This is a genomic window from Rhizobium sp. T1470 (genome assembly GCF_042140505.1).
Lineage (GTDB): Bacteria > Pseudomonadota > Alphaproteobacteria > Rhizobiales > Rhizobiaceae > Rhizobium > Rhizobium favelukesii.
Window position 1 is genome coordinate 2,890,405 of the sequence record NZ_CP148091.1, and the last position, 21,186, is coordinate 2,911,590.

The following is a 21,186-nucleotide window of genomic DNA, read 5'->3' on the forward strand; positions in this document are numbered from 1 at the left end:
TTGCAGCAAAGCAACGAATACGTTAATGGCGAAATCCGGGCTTAAGGTTTTTGGTAACTTCTAACGCTGCCGGGGCGGCGCATTCACGAAAGTGAGAGTATGGTAGCGATCGGTTTTTCCGGCCTGAAACGCAGTCTCATCGTTTCCACGATGCTCTGCGGCGTTGTCGCCGGATGCACGAGCGTCGAATACACGTCGCAGGCCGAATTAACCGCAGTCCAGACCGTTGTCCCGACGCCGAAGCCGGGCGAAGACGCTACGCTTGCAGCCGTGCCCGCCGGCGAAGGAACGACAGAAACGGCGATGATCACCGCCGCTGACCAGACGGCGATCGCCCTCGCAGCGCCCGCCATGCCGGCAACCGATCCCTCTCAGTTAAACGGTCAAATCCAGACAGCGACGGCAACGGGTAATGCGCAGATCCCGCTGACGCCTGAGATGACGGCGATTCAGTCCGTCGTACCGACCCCGCGCCCGGGACCCCCCTCCCCGGCGACGCAGCTTGCCTTTGCAGCAACGCCTCAGAACGGCGGCGGTGCCATCGCCGCGCTTTCCGCGATCGACACCACACCGCATCCGATGATGGACTACGGTTTCGACACCTCGGGGCCCTCCGATCCGCCGGCTGCTCCACCCATGTTCAGTGATAGCGATGACGATGGCGCACCGACCGTCGAGAAAAGCGCGATCACCAAGATCATCGACAAGTACTCGAAACTTTACCGGGTGCCCGCCTCGCTGCTTCACCGCGTCGTGCATCGCGAAAGCCGCTACAATGCCAAGGCCTATAACAAGCGCGGTTATTTTGGCCTGATGCAGATCAAGTACAATACGGCCAAGTCGATGGGCTACGATGGCGAACCTGCGGGCCTGTTTGACGCCGAGACCAACATCAAATACGCCGCCAAGTATCTCCGCGGCGCCTGGCTTGTGTCCGACAGCAGTGAAGACGATGCTGTCCGCCTCTATGCCCGTGGCTACTATTACGACGCCAAGCGCAAGGGCATGGACGACGTCGCCCACGGGAACTACTGACTACTGCCGAGGAAGCGCCGCTAGAATCTCCTTCACGAGGATCTGCGGTCTATAGCCAAGCCAGCTTGGCGTCAGCCCGAGCCTGACGACGACAAGCTTCGCAGACGGCACGATCGCGACACTCTGTCCATCATGCCCTTCCATCCAGAACGTGTCTTCAGGAAGACCGGCAGTCGCGCTGCTATCGCCGCCCGGCGCAGCGAGCCAGGCCTGCGCCTGCGTATATTTGCCACCAGAGGCGGCAGTCGGCGTCCTCATTGCCGCCATGAACCGTTCCGGCAACAGCCTCTGTCCATTCCAGACACCGTCCTGAAGAAGAAACTGGCCGAAACGAGCCCAATCCCGCACTGTGGCGTAGAGATAAGAGCTGCCGGCAAAGGTGCCGCGGGCATCGACCTCCAGAACGGCGCTCGACATGCCGAGCGGATCGAACAGCGCCATCTTGGGATAGGCAAGCGCTGCCTGCATGTTGCCGATCCGATCCATCCATATCTTCGAGATCAAGACCGATGTGCCGCTCGAATAGTTGAAGCGCACGCCCGGGCTCGCCTCCAAGGGGAGGCTCGCCGGCAGTGCCGTCATATCTGCATCGAGATAGAGCATTCGTGTGACATCGGCGACCGTGCCATAACTCTCGTTGAAGGCCAGGCCGCTCTCCATGCCCAGAAGATCCCTGAGCTTGATTGCTGAATGATCGCCGCCCTGCCACTGCGGCAGGAGGGCTGCGTCACCAAACGCGATCCTGTTGTCGAGCATCAGCCGTCCGACGATCGCTGCATTGACGGTCTTCGTCATCGACCAGCCCGTCAGCGGCGTTGTTGGATTGAAGCCGTCACCGTAGTGCTCGGCGATGATACGGCCGTTGTGAACGACGACAACCGCGCGCGCTTCAGGACCGGTCAAATTGGTGTCTGAAAGCAGCGCGTCGACACGGCTGTCATCGACCTTTGCGACGGCGTTGCCCTCCGGCCATATCTCATCATTTTGCGGCTCTGGAGCGGCAGGGCGATCGGGCACTGCGCTCGCTGCCGCTTCAAAATCCCCGTCCGGCACGCTGCTGCAGCCGAGTGCGCCGCGATAGATCGCATAGCCCGGTGCGAAGACCCCGAGGATGCGCGCTGTAACTCGCTTCTCCTGCCTGTCGACAGCCACACGCACCAGCCGCAGCAACGGATTTCCCGGCGCCTGAACGTCCTCGTAGAGCACCTGTTCAGGATCCCGCCCTGCGAGGAAGACGTTCGAGCAAACGATCTTGGCTGCATAGCCATCACCCACCCGCAGCAATTCCGGTGGGCTGACGTAAAGCCAAGTCGCGCCCATAGCGACGATCACGACCAGCAGAAGGGCAAGTGACTTCACGACACGCAGCACAAATCGCATGTACGGTCCTCCATGCCTGCAAGAAAAGCAGGAAAGCCCGCGGCGCGAAAGACCCGAACGCCCGGATGCGTTTCTATTTGCAGCCGCGCAAAGCCCTGCCCACAGCCTGCGTCATCAAACTGTAGTGACGGCGCGCTAAACGCCCTGAACGCTAAAAGGGTGAAAGATTCATATGACGGAATTTGCACCGGATGCCGGCTTCCGCAAGAACCGGAAACTCAAGGCAGCCCTTCTCCGCCACAATGCCTTCTCCAAGGCAGGCTTTTCGGAACGGCTTTTCGGCCTATTGTTTTCCGGCTTGGTCTACCCGCAAATTTGGGAAGATCCCGACCTCGACATGCTGGCGATGGAGCTTCAGCCGCATCACCGCATCGTAACGATCGGCTCCGGCGGCTGCAACATGCTCGCCTATCTCTCCAGAAGCCCGGCGTCGATTGATGTGGTGGACCTTAATGCGCATCACATCGCCCTCAATCGGCTGAAACTCGCGGCGTTCCGTCACCTTCCCGGACACGCCGACCTCGTTCGCTTCCTCGCCACACCGCGCGAAACGTCGAACAGCCACGCCTTCGACCAGTTCCTCGCAGCAAATCTCGACGAGACAACTCGGAACTACTGGAATGGCCGGAAGTTCGGCCGTCGGCGCGTGACGGTTTTCGACCGCAACATCTACGAAACGGGCCTCCTCGGTCGGTTCATCGGTGCAGCCCACCTGCTTGCCCGCCTGCATGGCGTCGAGCTGACGGAGATGACAAAGGTACGTTCGCTGCGCGAGCAGCGCCAGTTCTTCGACGAGAGGATCGCACCGCTCTTCGACAAGCCGGTCGTACGCTGGATCACCGGCCGCAAGAGCTCGCTGTTCGGCCTCGGCATCCCGCCGCAGCAGTATGACGAACTGGCAAGCCTCGCAGCCGACCAGTCGATCGCTCCCGTCCTGCGCCACCGTCTTGAAAAGCTCGCCTGCCACTTCCCCATGCAGGAAAACTATTTTGCCTGGCAGGCTTTCGCTCGCCGCTACGCACCGAAGGGTGACGGCCCGCTTCCGACCTATCTCGAACCGGCGAACTACGAGGCGATCCGTGCCAATGTGGATCGCGTCAACGTTCATCATGCAAGCTTCACCGAGCTTCTCGCCGGCGAGGCGGCCGCCTCGCGCGATCGTTATATCCTTCTGGACGCACAGGATTGGATGACGGACCAGCAACTGAATGATCTATGGGCCGAGATCAGCCGCACCGCGCGTGAAGGCGCTCGGGTGATTTTCCGCACCGCGGCCGAAAAAAGCATCATCGAAGGACGCCTGTCGCCTGCGATCGGCGATCAGTGGACCTACATGGAGGAACGCTCGATCGAACTGACGGCGCTCGATCGCTCGGCGATCTATGGCGGCTTCCATATCTACAGGAAGACCGCGTGAGAGGCGTCGACACCAACCCGGTCGTCAAGGACGACCGCCATGCCGCCCTGATGGATGGCATGTATCGCTATCAGCGCCACATCTATGACCTGACGCGTAAGTATTACCTGCTCGGTCGCGATCAGACGATCCGCAATCTGAATGTGCCGGCAGGCGGCACGCTGCTGGAGGTCGGTTGCGGAACCGGCCGCAACCTCGCGCTTGCCCATAGATATTATCCGCAGGCTAAGCTCTACGGCCTCGATATTTCGGCGGAGATGCTGATCTCCGCGCGCAAGACATTCGAGACCAAAGCCACGCTCCCGGATTTCCGTGTCGCGGACGCGACGGCCTTCACGCCGCGCGAATTCGGCGTCGGCGGCTTCGACCGCATCCTCATTTCCTACGCGCTTTCCATGATCCCGGATTGGGAGTGCGCGATCGACTCGGCCTTGGCCGCCCTAGCCCACGGCGGCGAGTTGCACATCGTCGATTTTGGCCAGCAGGAACGCCTGCCAGGCTGGTTTGCGCGTGTTCTCAAGGCGTGGCTGCAAAAATTTCACGTGTCGCCGCGTGCCAATCTGCGGCAGGTTCTGGAGTCTCAAGCCTCTGAAAACCAAGCACGACTTACGTTCGAGACCATCGGCGGCGGCTATGCCTGGCGGGCCGTCATTGTGACCAAACCTTGACATTTCGCTTGAAACTAACCGAATTTTTACGTTGATATGGCAAATAGAGGGGACATTCCTCTGCTGGACGCGTTTATCACGAAGGTCGAGCTGTGGGGCAAAAATTCCATTCGTTTCGCGACGGAACATCTATGCGCCGGCTTCTGTTTTGCGTTTTGCCGTTGGCTGTCATGCTCGCTGGATGCACGTCATCGGGCTATGACTATCTCGAAACAGCGTCCGTAAAGCCAAAAACGCGCTTCAAGGACACCGATCCTCAGGACTTCGGAACAAAGCATCCGGAGAAGCAGCCGATCCACGGCATCGACGTGTCGAAGTGGCAGGGCGATATCGACTGGCAGACGGTCAGGAACTCCGGCGTCGCCTTCGCATTCATCAAAGCGACCGAAGGCAAAGACCGCATCGATCCGCGTTTCAATGAGTACTGGCAGCGTGCCCGCTCCGTTGGCATTCCCCACGCGCCCTATCATTTCTACTATTTCTGCTCGACGCCTGATGAACAGGCCGACTGGTTCATCAGCAATGTGCCGAAGGATTCGATGCGCCTGCCGCCCGTCCTCGACGTCGAATGGAACTCGGAATCGAAGACCTGCCGCTATCGCCCTGATCCGGCAACGGTCCGCGCCCAACTGCAGCGCTTCCTGGACCGTCTCGAGGCCTACTACGGCAAGCGTCCGATCATCTACACGTCGGTCGACTTCCATCGCGACAATCTCGTCGGCTACTTCCAGAATTATCACTTCTGGGTCCGCTCCGTCGCAAAGCATCCCGAAGTTACCTATGCCGACCGCCGTTGGGCCTTCTGGCAGTACACGTCGACGGGCGTCATCCCTGGTATCAAGGGCCCGACGGACATCAATGTTTTCGCCGGATCGAGCCAGAACTGGCACAATTGGGTAGCCGCAGTCTCTAAGGACACAAATTCTTAGTAACGTCCCCTGGTCTTTCTTGCTTCCGTCACAATCATCTGGGAAATCGACGGAATTCCATTGACGACGAGGATCGAAACTATGCACCGCTCGCCCGCAAGCCGCACGGCACTTGCACTCCTTTTTGCTGCCGGCCTCGCCACCGGCGCTGCCGCGCAGACGCCGGCACCGAGTGCACCGGCTTCGCAGGCGGCCGCCCCCGCGTGTGACGGCGATCTCTCTGAATTTCTGGCCGGCGTGAAGGCCGATGCGATTGCATCCGGCGCATCTGCTGAAGCCGCCGACAAGGCGCTGGAAGGCGCACAGATCGACCAGAAGGTTTTGAGCCGCGACCGCGCTCAGGGCGTGTTCAAGCAAACCTTCCTGGAATTCTCGCAGCGCACTGTCAGCCAGGCCCGCCTCGACATCGGCCGCCAGAAGATGAAGCAATATGCAGATGTCTTCGCCCGTGCCGAACAGGAATTTGGTGTGCCCGCTGGCGTCATCACCGCCTTCTGGGCCATGGAGACCGATTTCGGCGCCGTGCAGGGCGATTTCAACACCCGCAATGCCCTCGTGACGCTCGCTCATGATTGCCGGCGGCCCGAGTTGTTCCGCCCGCAGTTGATTGCCCTCATCGAAATGGTCCAGCACGGCGATCTCGACCCCGCGACCAACACCGGTGCCTGGGCCGGCGAGATCGGTCAGGTTCAGATGCTGCCTCGCGATATCATCGCCTACGGTATGGACGGCGACGGCGACGGCCATGTGCGCCTCAAGCAGAGCGCCCCCGATGCCATCCTGACGGCCGCCAAGTTCATCCAGCATCTCGGCTTCCAGAAGGGACAGCCGTGGATCCAGGAGGTTACTCTTCCAGACAACCTCCCTTGGGAAAAATCCGGCATCGGCGGTCCGCTGACGGCCGGCGAGTGGTTTGCCCTTGGCGTCAAGCCGCGGGATGGCAACACGAGCTTCGGCAATCTGCACGGCGACCTGATACTGCCGCAGGGTCGCCTTGGCCCGACCTTCATCGCTTACCCGAATTTCCAGATCTACCTCGAGTGGAACAAGTCGTTCATCTACACGACCTCGGCCGCTTATTTTGGGACCCGCCTTGCCAGTGCCGAGCCCTATCTCAGGGGCACGCCTGAACAGGGCCTTTCCAATGATCAGATGAAGGAATTGCAGACGAAGCTTGGAACCCTCGGCCATGACGTCGGCAAGGTCGACGGCATCCTGGGTTCGGGCACGCGCGTTGCCATCCAGAAGGAGCAGCAGCGCCTCGGCATGCCGGCCGACGGCTGGGCAACACCGACGCTCCTTAACTCCCTCTGATCGCGCATCTTGAGCGCACGCTTTCGGGCCGGGTTTCAGACCCGGCCTTTTCATTTCCGGATTATTCCATTGTTTCAGACGCTTCAGGCAAAGCCTTCATCTTGCCGCAAGTGTGAAGGCCGGATCGCTGACTTTAACGCCAGGTTAAAATCTGTGAATATTTTTCTCCGGCGATTTCTTTCGTAATTTCAGCGTGTTGATCGCAGGCTCGTGTCTGCGATGTGACATTTTCGCCGCAGTGCAGTATAAAATCCGCTTTCCAAGCGACACATTCACGACATATTATCGCACCGTTAACGCGAGGAGACAGACATGGGACTTACACAATCCTTGAATGTCCTTTTGGTCAGCGCGGCGTTTGCATTCGTATTGACAATGCTTTTCATCTGAACGTCGTGCCAATCGAACAGTGACTCCTGAGTAGCGAAACAGTTCAATGAATCGGAAAAGCGCATCCCACGAGGAGATGCGCTTTTCTTTTTGTCTCCTGACGGGAGCGGTCTATGCGGCTGCACCGGCCTTCTTGGCGCCTTCCCGTGTGAAGCCGAGATGGGTCAGCACGGCCGAGACGAGCGGCGCACGATTCATGGTGTACAGGTGGAAGTCGGTGAGCCCGCGACGGGCCAGATCTTCGATCTGTTCGGCTGCAACGTCAGCCGCAACCTTGGCTCTCTCTTCCGGCTTGTCGTCGAAGCCCGCAAAGCGCTCATCCAAAAACGCCGGTATGATGGTGCCGCAGGCGCCGGCGAAGCGCTTCAGCTGCGTCAGGTTCTGGATCGGCATGATGCCCGGCACAACGGGAATATTGATACCGGCGGCCCGCACTTTCTCCAGGTAGCGCTCGAAACTGTCGTTATCGAAGAAGAACTGCGTCAGCGCCCGCGTCGCGCCGTTGTCCGCCTTCTGCTTCAGCATGTCGATGTCGGCAGCGGTATCGCGGCTCTCCGGATGCTTTTCGGGATAGGCAGACACCGAAATCTCGAAATCGCCAATCTCGCGCAGTCCGGCAACCAATGCCGCCGCGTTCGCATAGCCGCCGGGATGCGGCTGGTAGGGCGCGCCGACGCCGCCCGGAGCATCGCCGCGAAGCGCTACGAAATGCTTGACGCCAACCTTGCGGAAGGTCTCGATGACGCTGTGCGTCTCATCCTTCGTCGCGCCGACGCAGGTGAGATGCGATGCGGTGGCGAGGGGAGTCTCGGCGAGAAAGCGCGAGACGGTCGCCAGCGTCGGTGCCTTGGTGGTGCCACCGGCGCCATAGGTTACCGATACGAAGTCGGGATCCCAGTCCTGCAGCTCGCTGACCGCGTTCCACAGCTGACCTTCCATCTCTTCCGACTTCGGCGGAAAGAACTCGAAGGAAATACCGATCTTGCGGCGCGCGTCGCTGTTCAAAGCCATATCATTATCTCCCGGCAAATATGGGTTCGGCGCCTTCGCTCGCTGAGGAGGCCATGAGACGCCGGGGGTCGCGCGCAAGCCAGACGGTGACGGTGAGCCCCTGCCCGCTTTGATGACCCGGATGAAGGTCGACGACCTGCTCGACATCCAGCCCCACCTTGCGCAGCCAGTCCGATATCGACTGATGCGAGAAGCCGAGGCGAACATGCGCATGCTCGTCACGAAGGTATTCCAGCCCATGCGGCGCCAGATCGATGATGACCAACCGCCCGCCCGGCCGCAGCATGCGCGCTGCCTCGCCGATCGCGATCTCGGGCTGATCGAAAAAATGCAGCACCTGATGGATCGTCACCACGTCGAAATCCTGCGCCTCGAACGGCAGGTTCAGGATATCGGCGTGGCGAACGGATGCCTTGGTGATCCCTGATTTGTCGAGATTGGCGCGCGCCACGCTCAGCATATCGCGGCTGGCGTCCACACCAATCGCGCGGCGATAGAGGCCGGACAGGAGTTCAAGGATGCGCCCCGTGCCGGTGCCGAGATCGAGAAGCGAGTCAATCGGCTGGCTGCCAAGCAGCCGAATGACCGCGGCATCGACTTCTTCGTCCGCGGCATGCAGCCGGCGAAGCTCATCCCATTCGGCAGCGTTGCGACTGAAATAGGCCTGTGCGCGCTCGGCCCGTTGGCGCTTGACCGCAGCCAACCGTTCGCTGTCGCGAAGGACTACAGGATCATTCTCGGAAGCATGCGCAAGCAGGCTGCGTGCGAAAATGGCTGCCTTGCCATCCTGGCGCAGCCGGAAATAGGCCCACGCGCCCTCCTGGTAGCGGTCGATGAGATCCGCTTCGCCGAGCAGCTTCAGGTGACGAGAGATGCGCGGTTGGGATTGGCCGAGGATTTCAGTAAGATCGGTGACCGTCAGATCCCCTGCCGCCAGCAGAGCCAGCAGGCGCAGACGCGTCGGCTCGCCGGCCGCCCTGAGGACGTCCACCAACGCATCCAATCCGAGTCTGATAGGCTCACTCATACCCAATCCAATCAACATATAAAGATATCTTTATGTGAATCGAGCGAGTGTGGCAAGCCGCAATTCCATCCGTTCACGAAATTAGCTGCTCGGATCGCGACATCGATGCGCGCAAAAAAGCCCCGGCGCGAACCGGGGCCTCCATGTCTCTAAACCCGGCTTCTGGCGGTCAACGCGTCAGCCGCTTATAGGTCACGCGGCTCGGATTGATGGAATCGACGCCGAGACGACGCATCTTGTCCTGTTCGTATTCCTCGAAGTTGCCCTCGAACCACTCGACATGGCTGTCGCCCTCGAAAGCAAGGATGTGTGTCGCCAGACGGTCGAGAAACATGCGATCGTGGCTGATGATAACAGCGCAGCCTGCAAAGCTTTCAAGCGCGTCCTCAAGAGCCGCCAGCGTTTCCGTATCGAGGTCGTTGGTCGGTTCGTCCAGCAGGATGACGTTGCCGCCGGCCTTCAGCATCTTGGCAAGATGCACGCGGTTGCGCTGACCGCCCGACAGCGTCCCGACCTTCTGCTGCTGATCGCCCCCCTTGAAGTTGAAGGCGCCGCAATAGGCGCGCGAATTCACTTCATGCTTGCCGAGTTTGATGATGTCGCTGCCACCGGAGATTTCCTCCCAGACGGTCTTGTTGCCGGCGAGCGCATCGCGGCTCTGATCGACATAACCGAGATCGACAGTCTCGCCGATGCGGATGGAGCCGCTATCCGGCTTTTCCTGACCCGTGATCATACGAAACAGCGTCGTCTTGCCAGCGCCGTTCGGACCGATAACGCCGACGATGCCGCCAGGCGGCAGCTTGAAGGTGAGGTTCTCGATCAGAACCGTGTCGCCGTAGCCCTTGGTTAGGTTCTCCGCCTCGATGACCACCTGGCCGAGACGCTCGCCGACTGGGATGACGATCTGCGCATCGCCAGGACGACGGGCATCCGCCGCTGCGACCAGGTCGTCATAGGCACGGATACGCGCCTTGGACTTTGCCTGACGTGCCTTCGGGCTGGAGGCGATCCATTCCTGCTCGCGGCTGATCGCCTTCTGGCGGGAGGCCTCTTCGCGGCCCTCCTGCTGCATGCGCTTGGCCTTCGCCTGCAGATAAGCGGAGTAGTTGCCTTCGTATGGGATACCGCGACCGCGGTCGAGTTCGAGGATCCAGCCCGTGACGTTGTCGAGGAAGTAGCGGTCGTGGGTGATCATCAGCACGGCACCGGGATATTGGCGCAGGTGCTTTTCAAGCCAGGCGATCGTCTCCGCGTCGAGGTGGTTGGTCGGTTCGTCGAGCAGTAGCAGGTCCGGCTGCGCGAGCAGCAGGCGGCAGAGTGCCACGCGGCGCTTCTCACCACCAGAGAGCTTTTCGACCGTGGAGTCGCCCGGCGGGCACCGCAGCGCATCCATTGCCATTTCCACCTGGCTCTCGAGGTCCCAGAGGTTCTGGCTGTCGATGATATCCTGGAGCTTGGCGCCCTCTTCCGCCGTCTCGTCGGAATAGTTCATCATCAGCTCGTTGTAGCGATCGAGGATCGCCTTTTTCGGCGCAACGCCTTCCATGACGTTCTCGAGAACGGTCTTGGAAGCATCGAGCTGCGGCTCCTGCGCGAGGTAGCCGAGTGTTGCGCCTTCGGCAAGCCACGCCTCGCCGGTAAATTCCTTGTCAAGACCGGCCATGATGCGCAGCACCGTCGACTTACCAGCACCGTTCGGGCCGAGGATACCGATCTTGGCATCCGGATAGAAAGAAAGGTGGATGTTTTCCAGCACCTTCTTGTTGCCGTACGCCTTGTTGAGGCCGGCCATATGGTAGATGAACTGACGTGCCATTGATAATTCGCTCCGCGGGGGATTTTAAGTTTTGCCGCTATGTAGGCGAATTGGGACCAAGGAGCAACGCGCGACGGCCAAAAACCAGAGGCTTTTGTGAGCATCGCGGAGAATGGAACTCGGTGTGATCGTCTACATCAGCTTCGTACGCTCTATAGAGATCGGGTGAACTCGTGCCGATCGAGGCGTGTCGACCGGCTGGCCTCCGTTCTCGGTGAGAGGCGGTTCAAAACCCTGCCGCATCCACGACGCCCTCATCACAGCCGAACGACGTCCGCCCTGCCCCTTGAATGAGGTCGCGCAGGCTTGCTTTGTCATCCGATGTCGCGTTCTCCGACAGGCCGATCGTGAGCTCGCTGATGACGCGGTCCCCTCCGCCGGCGCGCCGGCAACTCATCTTGACGCGATCGCCGGCGCCAGGGCCGAAGCTCTTGTCGAATGCAGCCTTGATCACCTCCGCCGTCAGCGCCTTGCCGATACTGGCCGCGAACAAATCGCGGACCGCCGAGGCGTTCAGCTCATCGATCAGACGGACCGACGTGGCAAAATAGTCGTCGGCACTCATCTTGGTGCAGGAGCCGTGCTTGATCCACTCGTGTCGCTCCAGGCCGGATTGCGTTCCAGGCATTATTTTCTCGAGCGCGGCCCTGGTCGCAGTAGACAACTCCACCTCGGGCAGCTCACGCCAATCGCCGTCCTTGTCCGCGGTCCGCAGACTGCCGGAGACGTCGCAGTAGTCCTTCCGCATCGACCAGAGCCCGTGCAGCGAGAAATTGGTCGCATCGAATCTGTCCTTGGTCTGCGTGCGGCATTCCGGCTTGCGCTGGTTGGTTTCACAGAAGGCGGGCTGCCAGCTGGCCGCCAGAATCAAGCGCGTCTTTCCGCCCGCATCCTGGGCCTCCCCAACACCGGCAGCCGCCATTGCAATCAAGAATACAGCCGTGCGCAAAAATGGATTGCTCATCCTCATCCCACAGAACACAGAACACAGAACAATTCATGAACAAGAGATCATGGCGCGTTAATTTTCGCAACCCTCAATTCGCAGGTGCGAAAATCCTGTGGCATAAATGTTGGGATGTGTTGCTTTTTACGGCCGATCTGGTCTCCTCCCGGCAATGGGAGAATAAGATGTTCGCACAAACGCAACGCCTTGACGCGGCGAATGCCTCGCTTGGCTTTCATCATGAGCGGGCACAATCGCAGGCACGCGGAATTATCCTTGTGTCTCATGGACTGGCCGAGCATTCCAAGCGTTATTCCCGTTTCGCAGCAGCCATGGCGGCCCGTGGATACCATGTCTTCGCGTTCGATCACCGAGGGCATGGCGAAACGACTGCACCCGATGCGCCAATCGGACGGTTCGCCCGTCGCGATGGCGTTCGGCAGGTAATCGACGACGTCTCGTCGGTCCGCGAGCATGTTGTGAGGCAATATCCCGGCTTGCCGGTCATCCTTTTCGGACATTCGATGGGAGGCCTCATCGCGCTGAATGCGGCAGTCACGCATCCAGAGAAATACGATGCCGTCGCAGTCTGGAACTCGAACTTCAACCCCGGTATCGCCGGGCGCGCTGCGCAGGCGATCCTGCTCGCCGAACGTGCGCTGAAGGGCTCCGATGTCCCAAGCGGCATCCTGCCGAAACTCACCTTCGGCACCTGGGGCAAGTCCATCTCCGGCCGTCGAACAGAGTTTGATTGGTTAAGCCGCGATCCTGCCGAAGTCGACAAGTATATCGCGGACCCGCTGTGCGGCTTCGATGCCTCGGTGTCACTCTGGCTCGATATTTTCGAACTGACGTTTCGCGCCCCGCAGATGACGCATCTGGAACGGCTGCCGAAGCAGATACCGATCCACCTTGTCGGCGGCGGGCAGGACCCGGCGACAGATGGCGGAAAAGCAGTGATCTGGCTATCAAACCATTTGAAAGCCCATGGCTTCTCCCTTATCACGACCCAGATATATCAGGACATGCGCCACGAAACGCTGAATGAGATTGGAGCGGACGCGGCTATCGCTGCATTCGCCGACTGGTGCGACGAAGCGATCGCAAGATCCTGAACTGAAGGATTTCGCGATGAGTAACAGTGTTTATTTTCGCCCCGCCGCCGCTTCGGAGGTGTCGACCGGCATTCTGCTGATGTTTCTGTCGGTGCTTGTCTCGCCGATCATCGACATCTTTTCCAAGCTCGCGATAGCCACGATTCCCGCGGCAGAAATCACAGCCGCACGCTTTGTTGTACAGGCCCTCTGCATGCTGCCGATCGTCATCTGGCGCGGAAGCTGGAAGACCTTCTCCTGGCGCGCCAACGTCTTCCATGCCATCCGGGGCGCCATCATAACCATCTCCATGGTTTCCTTTGTCACGACGCTGAAGTACATGCCGGTTGCCGATGCCATCGCGATTTTCTTCGTCGAGCCCATCATATTGACGATCCTGAGCAGCATCTTCCTCAAGGAGACAATCGGTTGGCGCCGCTACACCGCCTGCGGCGTCGGCTTTTTCGGCGCGATGCTGATCATCCAGCCGAGCTTCCAAGAGGTGGGCTACGTCGCGCTCCTGCCTGTCGTCAGCGCCCTCTGCATTGCCATCTTCGCCTTGATGACCCGCGTGCTTTCGCACCGGGAAGACCCGTGGGCGATGCAGCTTCAGATGGGCATCTGGGGTCTGCTGTTCTGCGCCATCGTGCTTGCGTTCGGCAGCGGCACGGGTTCTGACGTCTTTGACGCGGTGATGCCGGATGGCCGTGGCTATCTCTACCTGCTCGGCGTCGGTGTCACGGCAGCCATTGCCGGCATCTTCGGCGTCTATGCCTACCGCGCAGCACCCGCCTCGACATTGGCACCGCTGCAGTATTTCGAGATCGTGTCGGCAACCTTTTTCGCCTGGCTCGTGTTCGGCGACTTTCCGGATGCGGTCAAGTGGCTTGGCATCCTGATCATCATCGCATCGGGCTTGTACATCATCTGGCGAGAGCGGCGCTTTGCATCGAAGCCGGTATCCGATACACCTCAATCGGCGCTGGCGCCCTGATCTGCTCGTGGGAGGAACATGACGGACCATCAGCCCAAGAAACCACCGCTCTCCGGCATCCGCGTCATCGAGCTCGCACGCGTGCTCGCTGGCCCATGGGCGGGCCAGATGCTGGCCGATCTCGGCGCCGATGTGATCAAGATCGAAAACCCGGATGGAGGCGATGACACCCGCCACTGGGGACCACCCTTCGTCGAGGGCGCCGACGGCGAAAACCTGTCCGCCGCCTACTACCACGCTGCCAACCGCGGCAAGCGCTCGATCACCGCCGACCTGAAGCGCGAAGAAGATCAGGCGCTCGTCCGCCGTCTTGTCGCTACGGCCGACGTCGTCATCGAGAACTTCAAGCTCGGCGGGCTGGTGAAATACGGTCTCGATTACGAAAGCCTGAAGAAGATCAATCCGAAGCTCGTCTATTGCTCGATCACGGGTTTTGGTCAGAACGGCCCGTATGCTAGCCTCGCTGGCTACGACTATATCGTGCAAGGCATGTCCGGCTTCATGTCGATCACCGGCGAGCCGGACGGACAACCGATGAAGGCAGGCGTCGCGATCGCCGACATTTTTACCGGAATCTATGCGGTCGCAGCCATCGAGGCGGCGCTCATCCACGCGCAGAAAACCGGCGAAGGGCAGCTGGTCGACATGGCGCTGCTCGACGTTCAATCGGCAGTGCTTGCCAACCAGAACATGAACTATCTTGTCTCCGGCCGTCCCCCGACCCGGCTTGGAAACGCACATCCGAATATCTCGCCCTATGAAGTTGTTCCGGCCGCTGATGGCTATCTGATCCTGGCCGTGGGGAACGACGGCCAATTCCGCCGTTTGTGCACGATCCTCAGCCTCGAGGGTATTGCTGACGATCCACGCTTTTCGACAAACAAAGCGCGCGTTGCAAACCGCGACGAAGTTCGCAGGCTGGTTTCGACGGAAACGCTGCAATGGCAGAAGGCCGACCTGCTGAGGGCTTGCGAGGCGGACGCCGTTCCGGCCGGTGCGATCAACACGATCGAGGAAATGTTCGACGATCCACAAGTCCAGGCGCGCGGGCTGCGGGTCGATCTGGCCGACGCAAAGGGTACCGTCATTCCCGGCGTGAGGACGCCGGTCGTGCTGTCGCAAACGCCCTTGCGTTACGAGAGCCCGAGTCCGCGGCTGGGAGAGCATCAGCAGGAGGTTCTGGCGGAACTCGCCGAACTGGAGGGGAAGAGACCATCATGAAGAAAACCGGCGGGGAACTAATCGTCGAGGCCTTGAAAGCCAATGGGGTGAAACGCCTCTCCTGCGTGCCCGGCGAGAGTTTCCTTGCTGTTCTCGATGCGCTCTACGACAGCGATATCGACGTCGTGGTCTGCCGTCAGGAGGGTGGCGCGGCCATGATGGCCGATGCATGGGGCAGGCTCACCGGCGAGCCTGGCATCTGCATGGTTACGCGCGGCCCGGGCGCCACAAACGCCACGGCGGGCCTGCACATCGCCAGGCAGGATTCCATTCCGATGATCCTCTTCATTGGACAGGTGCAGCGCGACGCCCGCGAGCGGGAGGCCTTCCAGGAGGTCGAGTTCCGCCGCGCCTTGACCGAATTCAGCAAATGGGTTGGGGAGATCGACGATGCTGCTCGCATTCCGGAGTTCGTCACCCGCGCCTTTGCGATCGCCACATCCGGTCGTCCCGGTCCCGTTGTATTGTCACTGCCCGAAGACATGCTGCGTGATGAAGTGGAGGCGCCCCGCGCCAAGCAATACTCGCGCGTTGAAGCGCATCCCGGTCGTCGCCAAATTGACGACTTTTACCTGCGACTGCTGAAGGCGGAGCGACCGATGGTCATCGTCGGCGGCACGCGCTGGGATGCGGATGCAGTGGCCGACCTGAAAACCTTCTCGGAACGCTTCGCCCTGCCTGTCGGCTGCTCGTTCCGTCGGCAGATGCTGTTCGACCATCTCCACTCGAACTATGCCGGGGATGTCGGCATCGGCATCAATCCTGCGCTCGCGAATGAGATCAAGGAGAGCGACCTGCTGATCCTACTAGGTGGCCGGATGTCGGAAATGCCCTCCTCCGGCTATACGCTGATCGACATCCCCTATCCGCAGCAGTCGCTCGTCCACATTCATCCCGATCCTTCGGAGCTCGGCCGTGTATACAGGCCCGACCTCGCAATCTGCGCGAGCCCGAGTGACTTCGTTGCAGATCTTATTGATCTCGAGGCACCAAGCGAACTCAGATGGGCGGAACGCACCGAACGGATGCATCAGGCCTACATTGCGTGGTCTACGCCACCGCAGAGCGGTCCCGGTCCAGTGCACATGGGGCCGATCATGGAGTGGATCGAGGCAAACACGCGCCCGGATGCAATATTTACCAACGGCGCGGGAAACTATGCCACCTGGCTGCATCGGTTCCATCGTTTCCGTCAATTCAACACCCAGGCCGCCCCGACATCAGGCTCCATGGGCTACGGCCTACCGGCTGCGGTTGCGGCCAAGCGGCTCTTTCCCGAACGCGAGGTCATCTGTTTTGCCGGAGACGGCTGTTTCCTGATGCACGGCCAGGAATTTGCGACTGCCGTTCGCTATAGCCTGCCGATCATCGCCATCGTCATCAACAACGGCATCTACGGCACCATCCGCATGCATCAGGAGCGGGAATATCCGGGTCGCGTCAGCGGCACTGACCTCACCAACCCAGACTTTGCCTCGCTTGCGCGCGCTTATGGCGGCCACGGCGAAACGGTCGAGGCGACCGAGAGCTTCGCAGCCGCCTTCGAGCGCGCCCGCGCAAGCGGCAAGCCGTCGATCATCGAAGTAAAACTCGATCCGGAGGCGATTACGCCAACGCGCACGCTTTCCGAAATTGCCCAAACAAAAAGCCGGTGAGCGAAACCCACCGGCCTTGGAAATCGCGATGCTGTCGACCTTAGTCGATTGCGGCCGTAACCGTGAACTCGACCTTGTACTTCGGCGCAGCGAGCTTGGCTTCGCTGGTGGCGCGAGCCGGCGTGTTTGCCGGATCGACCCAGGCTTCCCAGGCAGCGTTCATTTCCGCGAAGTAGGACATGTCGGAGAGATAGATCAGCGTCTGCAGGATCTTGGACTTGTTCGAGCCGGCAGCGGCGAGCAGGCGATCAACTTCGGCCAGTGCCGACTTGCACTGTTCGGTGACGCTTTCGCCTTCACCGACCTGGCCAGCGAGGTAGACGGTGTTGCCGTGGACGACTGCGCCGCTCATGCGGGCGCCGGCGTCGATGCGCTTGATGCTCATGGTGTTCTCCTGTTTGCGAAACGAAAGACGCCGCTGAGATCAAGCGGCGCCGGACTTGGTTCAGTGACCGACACTAGGCGCGAATATGATGCGTCTTTTGGTAGATCGCGGTGGAGCGGGCGCCGGAGCGGCAGTAGCCGAGCATCGGGCGCGGGAATTCATCGAGCGCGTCGACCATACCGGCAATTGCCTCTTCGGTGACCCCCATGGAGCCGACCGGCACATGCGCGATATCGAGGCCAAGTTCATTTGCGCGCGCTTCGACCAGGGCATACGGCGTCTGATCCGGGCCCTCATCGTCGGGGCGATGGCAAACGATCGATTTGAAGCCCATGGCCTTGATTTGATCGAGATCCTCGACCGCAATCTGCCCGGAAACCGAATATTCGTCGTCGATCTGGCGAATGTCCATCGCTAATCCTCCTGAAATCGTGGGCTGAATGACTACGCCGCCCCATGCCCAGCGTCAACCGCAGATCACTCAAACGAAGGCGAAGCTGAGCGCATAATTTCGGCTCTCGCCGGGCTTCAGCATGATGAATTCGCCGGCGGTCTCCAACTCAAAACGCGATAGCCAACGATGCGACACCGGCTCGATGCCGAGCACGTCGGCAGGCGCCTTTTGATTGCGCCAGACCTGCAGGTGCGGCAACGTCTCGGCAAGGACACGTACTCTCAGGGCCTTGCCGGCGATCGCGGCAATCGGACCAAGGCGCACCTCGGCAAAACCGCCTTCCGTTGCCGGTGCCTCAACGCAGAAGATACCACCCGGTTCCTCGCCGAAATTCCAGGGAAAGCCGCCGCCGTCGAGCATCTTGCCTTCAAGGCGCGTGCCGGCATCGAACCATTTGCCGCCGATATTCATATGATACATGAGGAAGGCAGGCACGATCTCGTCGCTCGTATTGACGACCTTGTCCTTGAGGCTCACCTCGCCCGTGCCGCCATCGATGAGCCAATGACGCTCGATGCGGGCCGGCAATCCCTCGACCGTCACGACGTCGATATCCGCCCGGCACTCCGCATTCCCATTCTCGAACTTCGTCCAGAGAATTTTGGCTACGTGGCCAGGCGCGGACCCATGCAGCGGATAGACCTTGCCGTCAGCACGGCCCGGAATTGGTTCGCGGTGCCTGATATGGTCCGGCCCGCACGTAAAGAGGAAGCCTTGGACGGAATGCGAGATGCGTGCATCACCATCATCGGGAACCGCCTCCTTGGGAGCGATGTCGACGCCGTTGATGACACATGCGCCGATGTCCATCAATGAGGTTTCGTCGAGCATCAACTTCGGCCCTGCTGCGGCGGCAAACTCGATCATCGTTCAACTTCCTCCCGGTTCTGACCACTTATGCAGCGTTATGTCTCGCGGCCAAATTCGTCAATCGCGACCACGTGCGCAGCGCGCCGGAACCGGTTCGCGCCCCAAATGTTTACGACCAAAGGAAAAATCACGGAGTTTTTATCTTTTGTTCAGCACGATTTCATAAATTCCACACTAGCGTCAAAATTCGCAGGTGTGTGTCGGCCAGTCACTAAAGGGTATGAAGACGTGAATCGCTTTGTAATATCGGGATTATCCGCCGCCGCTGCCCTGCTCGCCATTGCTACCGCAGCGCCCTCTGCCGATGCGCAGCAGTTTTTCAACGGACGCCAGGGCGACGTCGTCTTCGTCGCGCCGAACGGCGATATCCTCGACTATGTCCCATCGGGCGCTGCCTACGCGCGCGACCGAAGGGGCAATCGCGTGCTGGTCGATCCCTATGGCAATGTGATCGCGACTGAAATGCGTGCCCGCGGCTACTACCCACGCCCACCGGTACGCGATGCCTATAATAACGATGTTTATAACGGCGACGATCCCTACGGCGATGCTCGCTATTCCGAGCGCGGCGCCGTGACTGGCTCCATCCCACGCAACGCGCCGATCGACCGCCAGCCGCTCAACGACCAGCCCTACCCACAAAGCGACGACTATGCGTCTATCGAGCCTGACCAGCAAACGCCTGATGTGATGCAGCCGAAGCCCTCCCAAGAGCCGGTCATCACGCTGAAGAACAAGTCGAAGTCCGAGATCGTCGCCCTGCAGGTGTTTCTCGACCGCGCTGGCGTGTCGCCGGGCGCGATCGACGGCCACATGGGCGCAAACGTCACCAAGGCGATCTACGCCTACCAGCAGATGACGGGCGAGACGCTCGATCCGAACAACACCGACGCCATTCTCGAGCAGTTGCGCATGTCCGGCGGTCTGCCGCTCGTCGGCTACACCATTACGCCTGCCGACGCTGCCGGTCCGTACGTTGCGGAAATCCCGGAGGACTACGCGCATAAGGCTGCCCTGTCATCACTCGGCTACACCTCGACGACGGAAATGCTCGCGGAGCGTTTCCACATGGACGAAGGCTTCCTGAAGGAAATCAACCCGGGTGTGGATTTCACGGTCCCCGGCACGATCGTAAAGGTCGTCAATCCCGGTGAAGTGAAGGCCGGTTCGGTCGCGCGCATCATTGCCGACAAGGGCCGCAAGCAGGTATTTGCCTATGATAATGCCGGCAATCTGATTGCCGCCTATCCCGCCTCGATTGGCTCCACCGATACGCCCTCGCCCACCGGCACGGTGACCGTCGAGCGCGTCGCATTCAATCCGGGCTACACCTACAATCCGAAGATCAACTTCCAGCAGGGCGCCAACGACAGGATCCTGAACATTCCGCCGGGTCCGAACGGCCCGGTCGGTACGGTCTGGATGGCGCTTTCCAAGCCGACTTACGGCATCCACGGAACGCCAGAGCCATCGAAGATCGGCCGCACCCAGAGCCACGGCTGCATCCGCCTGACAAACTGGGATGCCACCGAACTGGCGAAGATGGTCAAGCCGGGCGTGACAGTCGAATTCGTCGACTGATCCATCCTGCCTGTTCCCAAAAAAATGCGCCTCAGAGGGCGACCTCAGAGGGCGCATTCTTTCTTTTGGTAGTTTCGTCTAGGCCGCTGAGCGGATCAGTGGACCGGTGCTGTGCGTTGGCTCAGCAAGCTTCACCGGCAGCTTGCCCATGATCTCTTCAGCAAAACAGCGAGCGTTCTCACGCGCCTTTTCGAGGTTGCTTACACGAGCCGGATCCAGCGAGTGCAGCGTGCCGCCACAGTCAAAAATATCGCGGAACGCCGAGCGTTCGATGATCGCGGTGTCGAGAACCGGGACCTGGCGCTCACTCAGCAACGACTTGACGAGACAGAGTGCCCGCGTCGTCACCATCGAGTTCACGCGGGTCAGCACGACCGAGTGCCCGATACGAATGCCCGCCTTCTCATCCAGATATTGCAGCAGCTCGAGGACCTGCGCACCACCACGGGCGTCCATGGCGCATCCCTGGATCGGGATCAGCACGTGGTCGGAGAGCCCGATTGCCGTCGCAAGCAGCGGATTGCGCGCTCCCGGAAGGTCGATGATGAAGTAGTCTGTGTTGTGCTTGTTTTCGGCTATGTGCAGCGGCAAGGAAGCCGACGTGACGAAATCGATGACCGAGATATTCGTCACATGCCCGGAGACTTCATGCCATCGCGTGATCCAATGTTGTGGATCGGCGTCGAGGATCGTCACCCGATAGCCCTTCTGGGCAAGCTCGGTGGCGAGAAGAAGTACGGCTGTGGTCTTACCAGCGCCGCCCTTGGTGTTTGCGAAAGTGATGACTGGCATATTCGGTCCTCGAAGGGAGAATGCGAGCCCTCTATGGCTCTGCCGCGCACTCTTGGAAGCATCGTGCGGTTAATGCATCCTTTCTAATTATGGTTAACAACTTCTAAACACGACACCTGAAATTGCGGTCAGCATTTCTTGCGCCCGCGAAAAACACCACGATCGCGAACAAGAAAGCCCGGAAAGCCTAGGCTTTCCGGGCTA

Annotated in this window: 19 protein-coding genes; 10 read left to right on the forward strand and 9 right to left on the reverse strand. The window is 60.2% G+C overall.

Features of this window, described 5'->3' with window-relative positions:
• The first annotated feature begins 99 nt into the window (after positions 1–99).
• Positions 100–1,035 carry a lytic transglycosylase domain-containing protein gene (locus WGT02_RS14585; protein ID WP_208250116.1) on the forward strand — a complete coding sequence of 312 codons (936 nt, stop codon included), beginning with the start codon at positions 100–102 and terminating at the stop codon, positions 1,033–1,035.
• Here the strand turns inward: WGT02_RS14585 and WGT02_RS14590 are convergent, their stop codons facing one another.
• Positions 1,036–2,415, reverse strand: coding sequence for a serine hydrolase (locus WGT02_RS14590; RefSeq protein ID WP_208250114.1), 1,380 nt, complete (start codon positions 2,413–2,415; stop codon positions 1,036–1,038).
• A gap of 172 nt (positions 2,416–2,587) precedes the next feature.
• Between WGT02_RS14590 and WGT02_RS14595 the strand changes: the two genes are divergently transcribed.
• The 4 genes from WGT02_RS14595 (at position 2,588) to WGT02_RS14610 (ending at position 6,743) form a co-directional block, all read left to right on the forward strand.
• Entirely contained in the window at positions 2,588–3,832 is a 1,245-nt protein-coding gene (locus WGT02_RS14595; protein ID WP_024313638.1) for a DUF3419 family protein, read from the forward strand.
• Between the two features lie 50 nt (positions 3,833–3,882).
• Positions 3,883–4,500, forward strand: coding sequence for a class I SAM-dependent methyltransferase (locus WGT02_RS14600; protein ID WP_051166634.1), 618 nt, complete (start codon positions 3,883–3,885; stop codon positions 4,498–4,500).
• A 131-nt stretch (positions 4,501–4,631) separates the two neighbouring features.
• The gene (locus WGT02_RS14605) at positions 4,632–5,429 is read left to right on the forward strand and encodes a GH25 family lysozyme (RefSeq protein WP_024313640.1); all 798 of its coding nucleotides are present in this window, start codon (positions 4,632–4,634) and stop codon (positions 5,427–5,429) included.
• Positions 5,430–5,510: 81 nt separating this feature from the next.
• Complete coding sequence (locus WGT02_RS14610) at positions 5,511–6,743, forward strand: lytic murein transglycosylase (RefSeq protein ID WP_024313641.1); 1,233 nt, start codon at positions 5,511–5,513, stop codon at positions 6,741–6,743.
• A gap of 501 nt (positions 6,744–7,244) precedes the next feature.
• Here the strand turns inward: WGT02_RS14610 and metF are convergent.
• The 4 genes from metF to WGT02_RS14630 all read right to left on the reverse strand — a co-directional run bounded on the left by metF (position 7,245) and on the right by WGT02_RS14630 (position 11,954).
• Positions 7,245–8,144: a methylenetetrahydrofolate reductase [NAD(P)H] gene (gene metF, locus WGT02_RS14615; RefSeq protein WP_024313642.1), complete on the reverse strand. Its 900-nt coding sequence runs from the start codon at positions 8,142–8,144 to the stop codon at positions 7,245–7,247.
• Between the two features lie 4 nt (positions 8,145–8,148).
• Entirely contained in the window at positions 8,149–9,171 is a 1,023-nt protein-coding gene (locus tag WGT02_RS14620; RefSeq protein ID WP_024313643.1) for a metalloregulator ArsR/SmtB family transcription factor, read from the reverse strand.
• 169 nt (positions 9,172–9,340) lie between these two features.
• Complete coding sequence (ettA, locus tag WGT02_RS14625) at positions 9,341–10,990, reverse strand: energy-dependent translational throttle protein EttA (RefSeq protein ID WP_024313644.1); 1,650 nt, start codon at positions 10,988–10,990, stop codon at positions 9,341–9,343.
• A 226-nt stretch (positions 10,991–11,216) separates the two neighbouring features.
• Positions 11,217–11,954 (reverse strand): ribonuclease, encoded by a 738-nt coding sequence (locus tag WGT02_RS14630; RefSeq protein WP_024313645.1) that lies wholly within the window; start codon positions 11,952–11,954, stop codon positions 11,217–11,219.
• Between the two features lie 167 nt (positions 11,955–12,121).
• Here WGT02_RS14630 and WGT02_RS14635 point away from each other — a divergent pair, with 167 nt between their 5' ends.
• Genes WGT02_RS14635 through WGT02_RS14650 form a run of 4 tightly spaced genes read left to right on the forward strand, consistent with a single transcriptional unit; the run spans position 12,122 to position 16,900 of the window.
• Positions 12,122–13,051 (forward strand): alpha/beta hydrolase, encoded by a 930-nt coding sequence (locus WGT02_RS14635; RefSeq protein ID WP_024313646.1) that lies wholly within the window; start codon positions 12,122–12,124, stop codon positions 13,049–13,051.
• 16 nt (positions 13,052–13,067) lie between these two features.
• Positions 13,068–14,024: a DMT family transporter gene (locus WGT02_RS14640; RefSeq protein ID WP_024313647.1), complete on the forward strand. Its 957-nt coding sequence runs from the start codon at positions 13,068–13,070 to the stop codon at positions 14,022–14,024.
• A gap of 18 nt (positions 14,025–14,042) precedes the next feature.
• Positions 14,043–15,245: a CaiB/BaiF CoA-transferase family protein gene (locus WGT02_RS14645; RefSeq protein ID WP_024313648.1), complete on the forward strand. Its 1,203-nt coding sequence runs from the start codon at positions 14,043–14,045 to the stop codon at positions 15,243–15,245.
• Positions 15,242–16,900 (forward strand): thiamine pyrophosphate-binding protein, encoded by a 1,659-nt coding sequence (locus WGT02_RS14650; protein ID WP_208250112.1) that lies wholly within the window; start codon positions 15,242–15,244, stop codon positions 16,898–16,900. The genes WGT02_RS14645 and WGT02_RS14650 overlap by 4 nt, the downstream gene beginning before the upstream one ends.
• A 40-nt stretch (positions 16,901–16,940) precedes the next feature.
• On the opposite strand, the gene WGT02_RS14655 is transcribed toward WGT02_RS14650, so the two are convergent.
• The 3 genes from WGT02_RS14655 to WGT02_RS14665 all read right to left on the reverse strand — a co-directional run bounded on the left by WGT02_RS14655 (position 16,941) and on the right by WGT02_RS14665 (position 18,606).
• Positions 16,941–17,285, reverse strand: a complete 345-nt coding sequence (locus tag WGT02_RS14655; protein WP_024313650.1) for a RidA family protein — start codon at positions 17,283–17,285, stop codon at positions 16,941–16,943.
• Positions 17,286–17,358: 73 nt separating this feature from the next.
• Complete coding sequence (locus tag WGT02_RS14660; protein WP_208250110.1) at positions 17,359–17,697, reverse strand: TIGR01244 family sulfur transferase; 339 nt, start codon at positions 17,695–17,697, stop codon at positions 17,359–17,361.
• 69 nt (positions 17,698–17,766) lie between these two features.
• Positions 17,767–18,606, reverse strand: a complete 840-nt coding sequence (locus WGT02_RS14665) for a DUF4432 family protein (protein WP_024313652.1) — start codon at positions 18,604–18,606, stop codon at positions 17,767–17,769.
• A 231-nt stretch (positions 18,607–18,837) separates the two neighbouring features.
• Here WGT02_RS14665 and WGT02_RS14670 point away from each other — a divergent pair, with 231 nt between their 5' ends.
• A complete protein-coding gene (locus tag WGT02_RS14670; protein ID WP_024313653.1) occupies positions 18,838–20,190 on the forward strand; it encodes a L,D-transpeptidase in 1,353 nt (450 codons plus the stop codon).
• A 78-nt stretch (positions 20,191–20,268) separates the two neighbouring features.
• Here the strand turns inward: WGT02_RS14670 and WGT02_RS14675 are convergent, their stop codons facing one another.
• Positions 20,269–20,982, reverse strand: a complete 714-nt coding sequence (locus WGT02_RS14675; RefSeq protein WP_024313654.1) for a ParA family protein — start codon at positions 20,980–20,982, stop codon at positions 20,269–20,271.
• Positions 20,983–21,186: the final 204 nt, after the last annotated feature.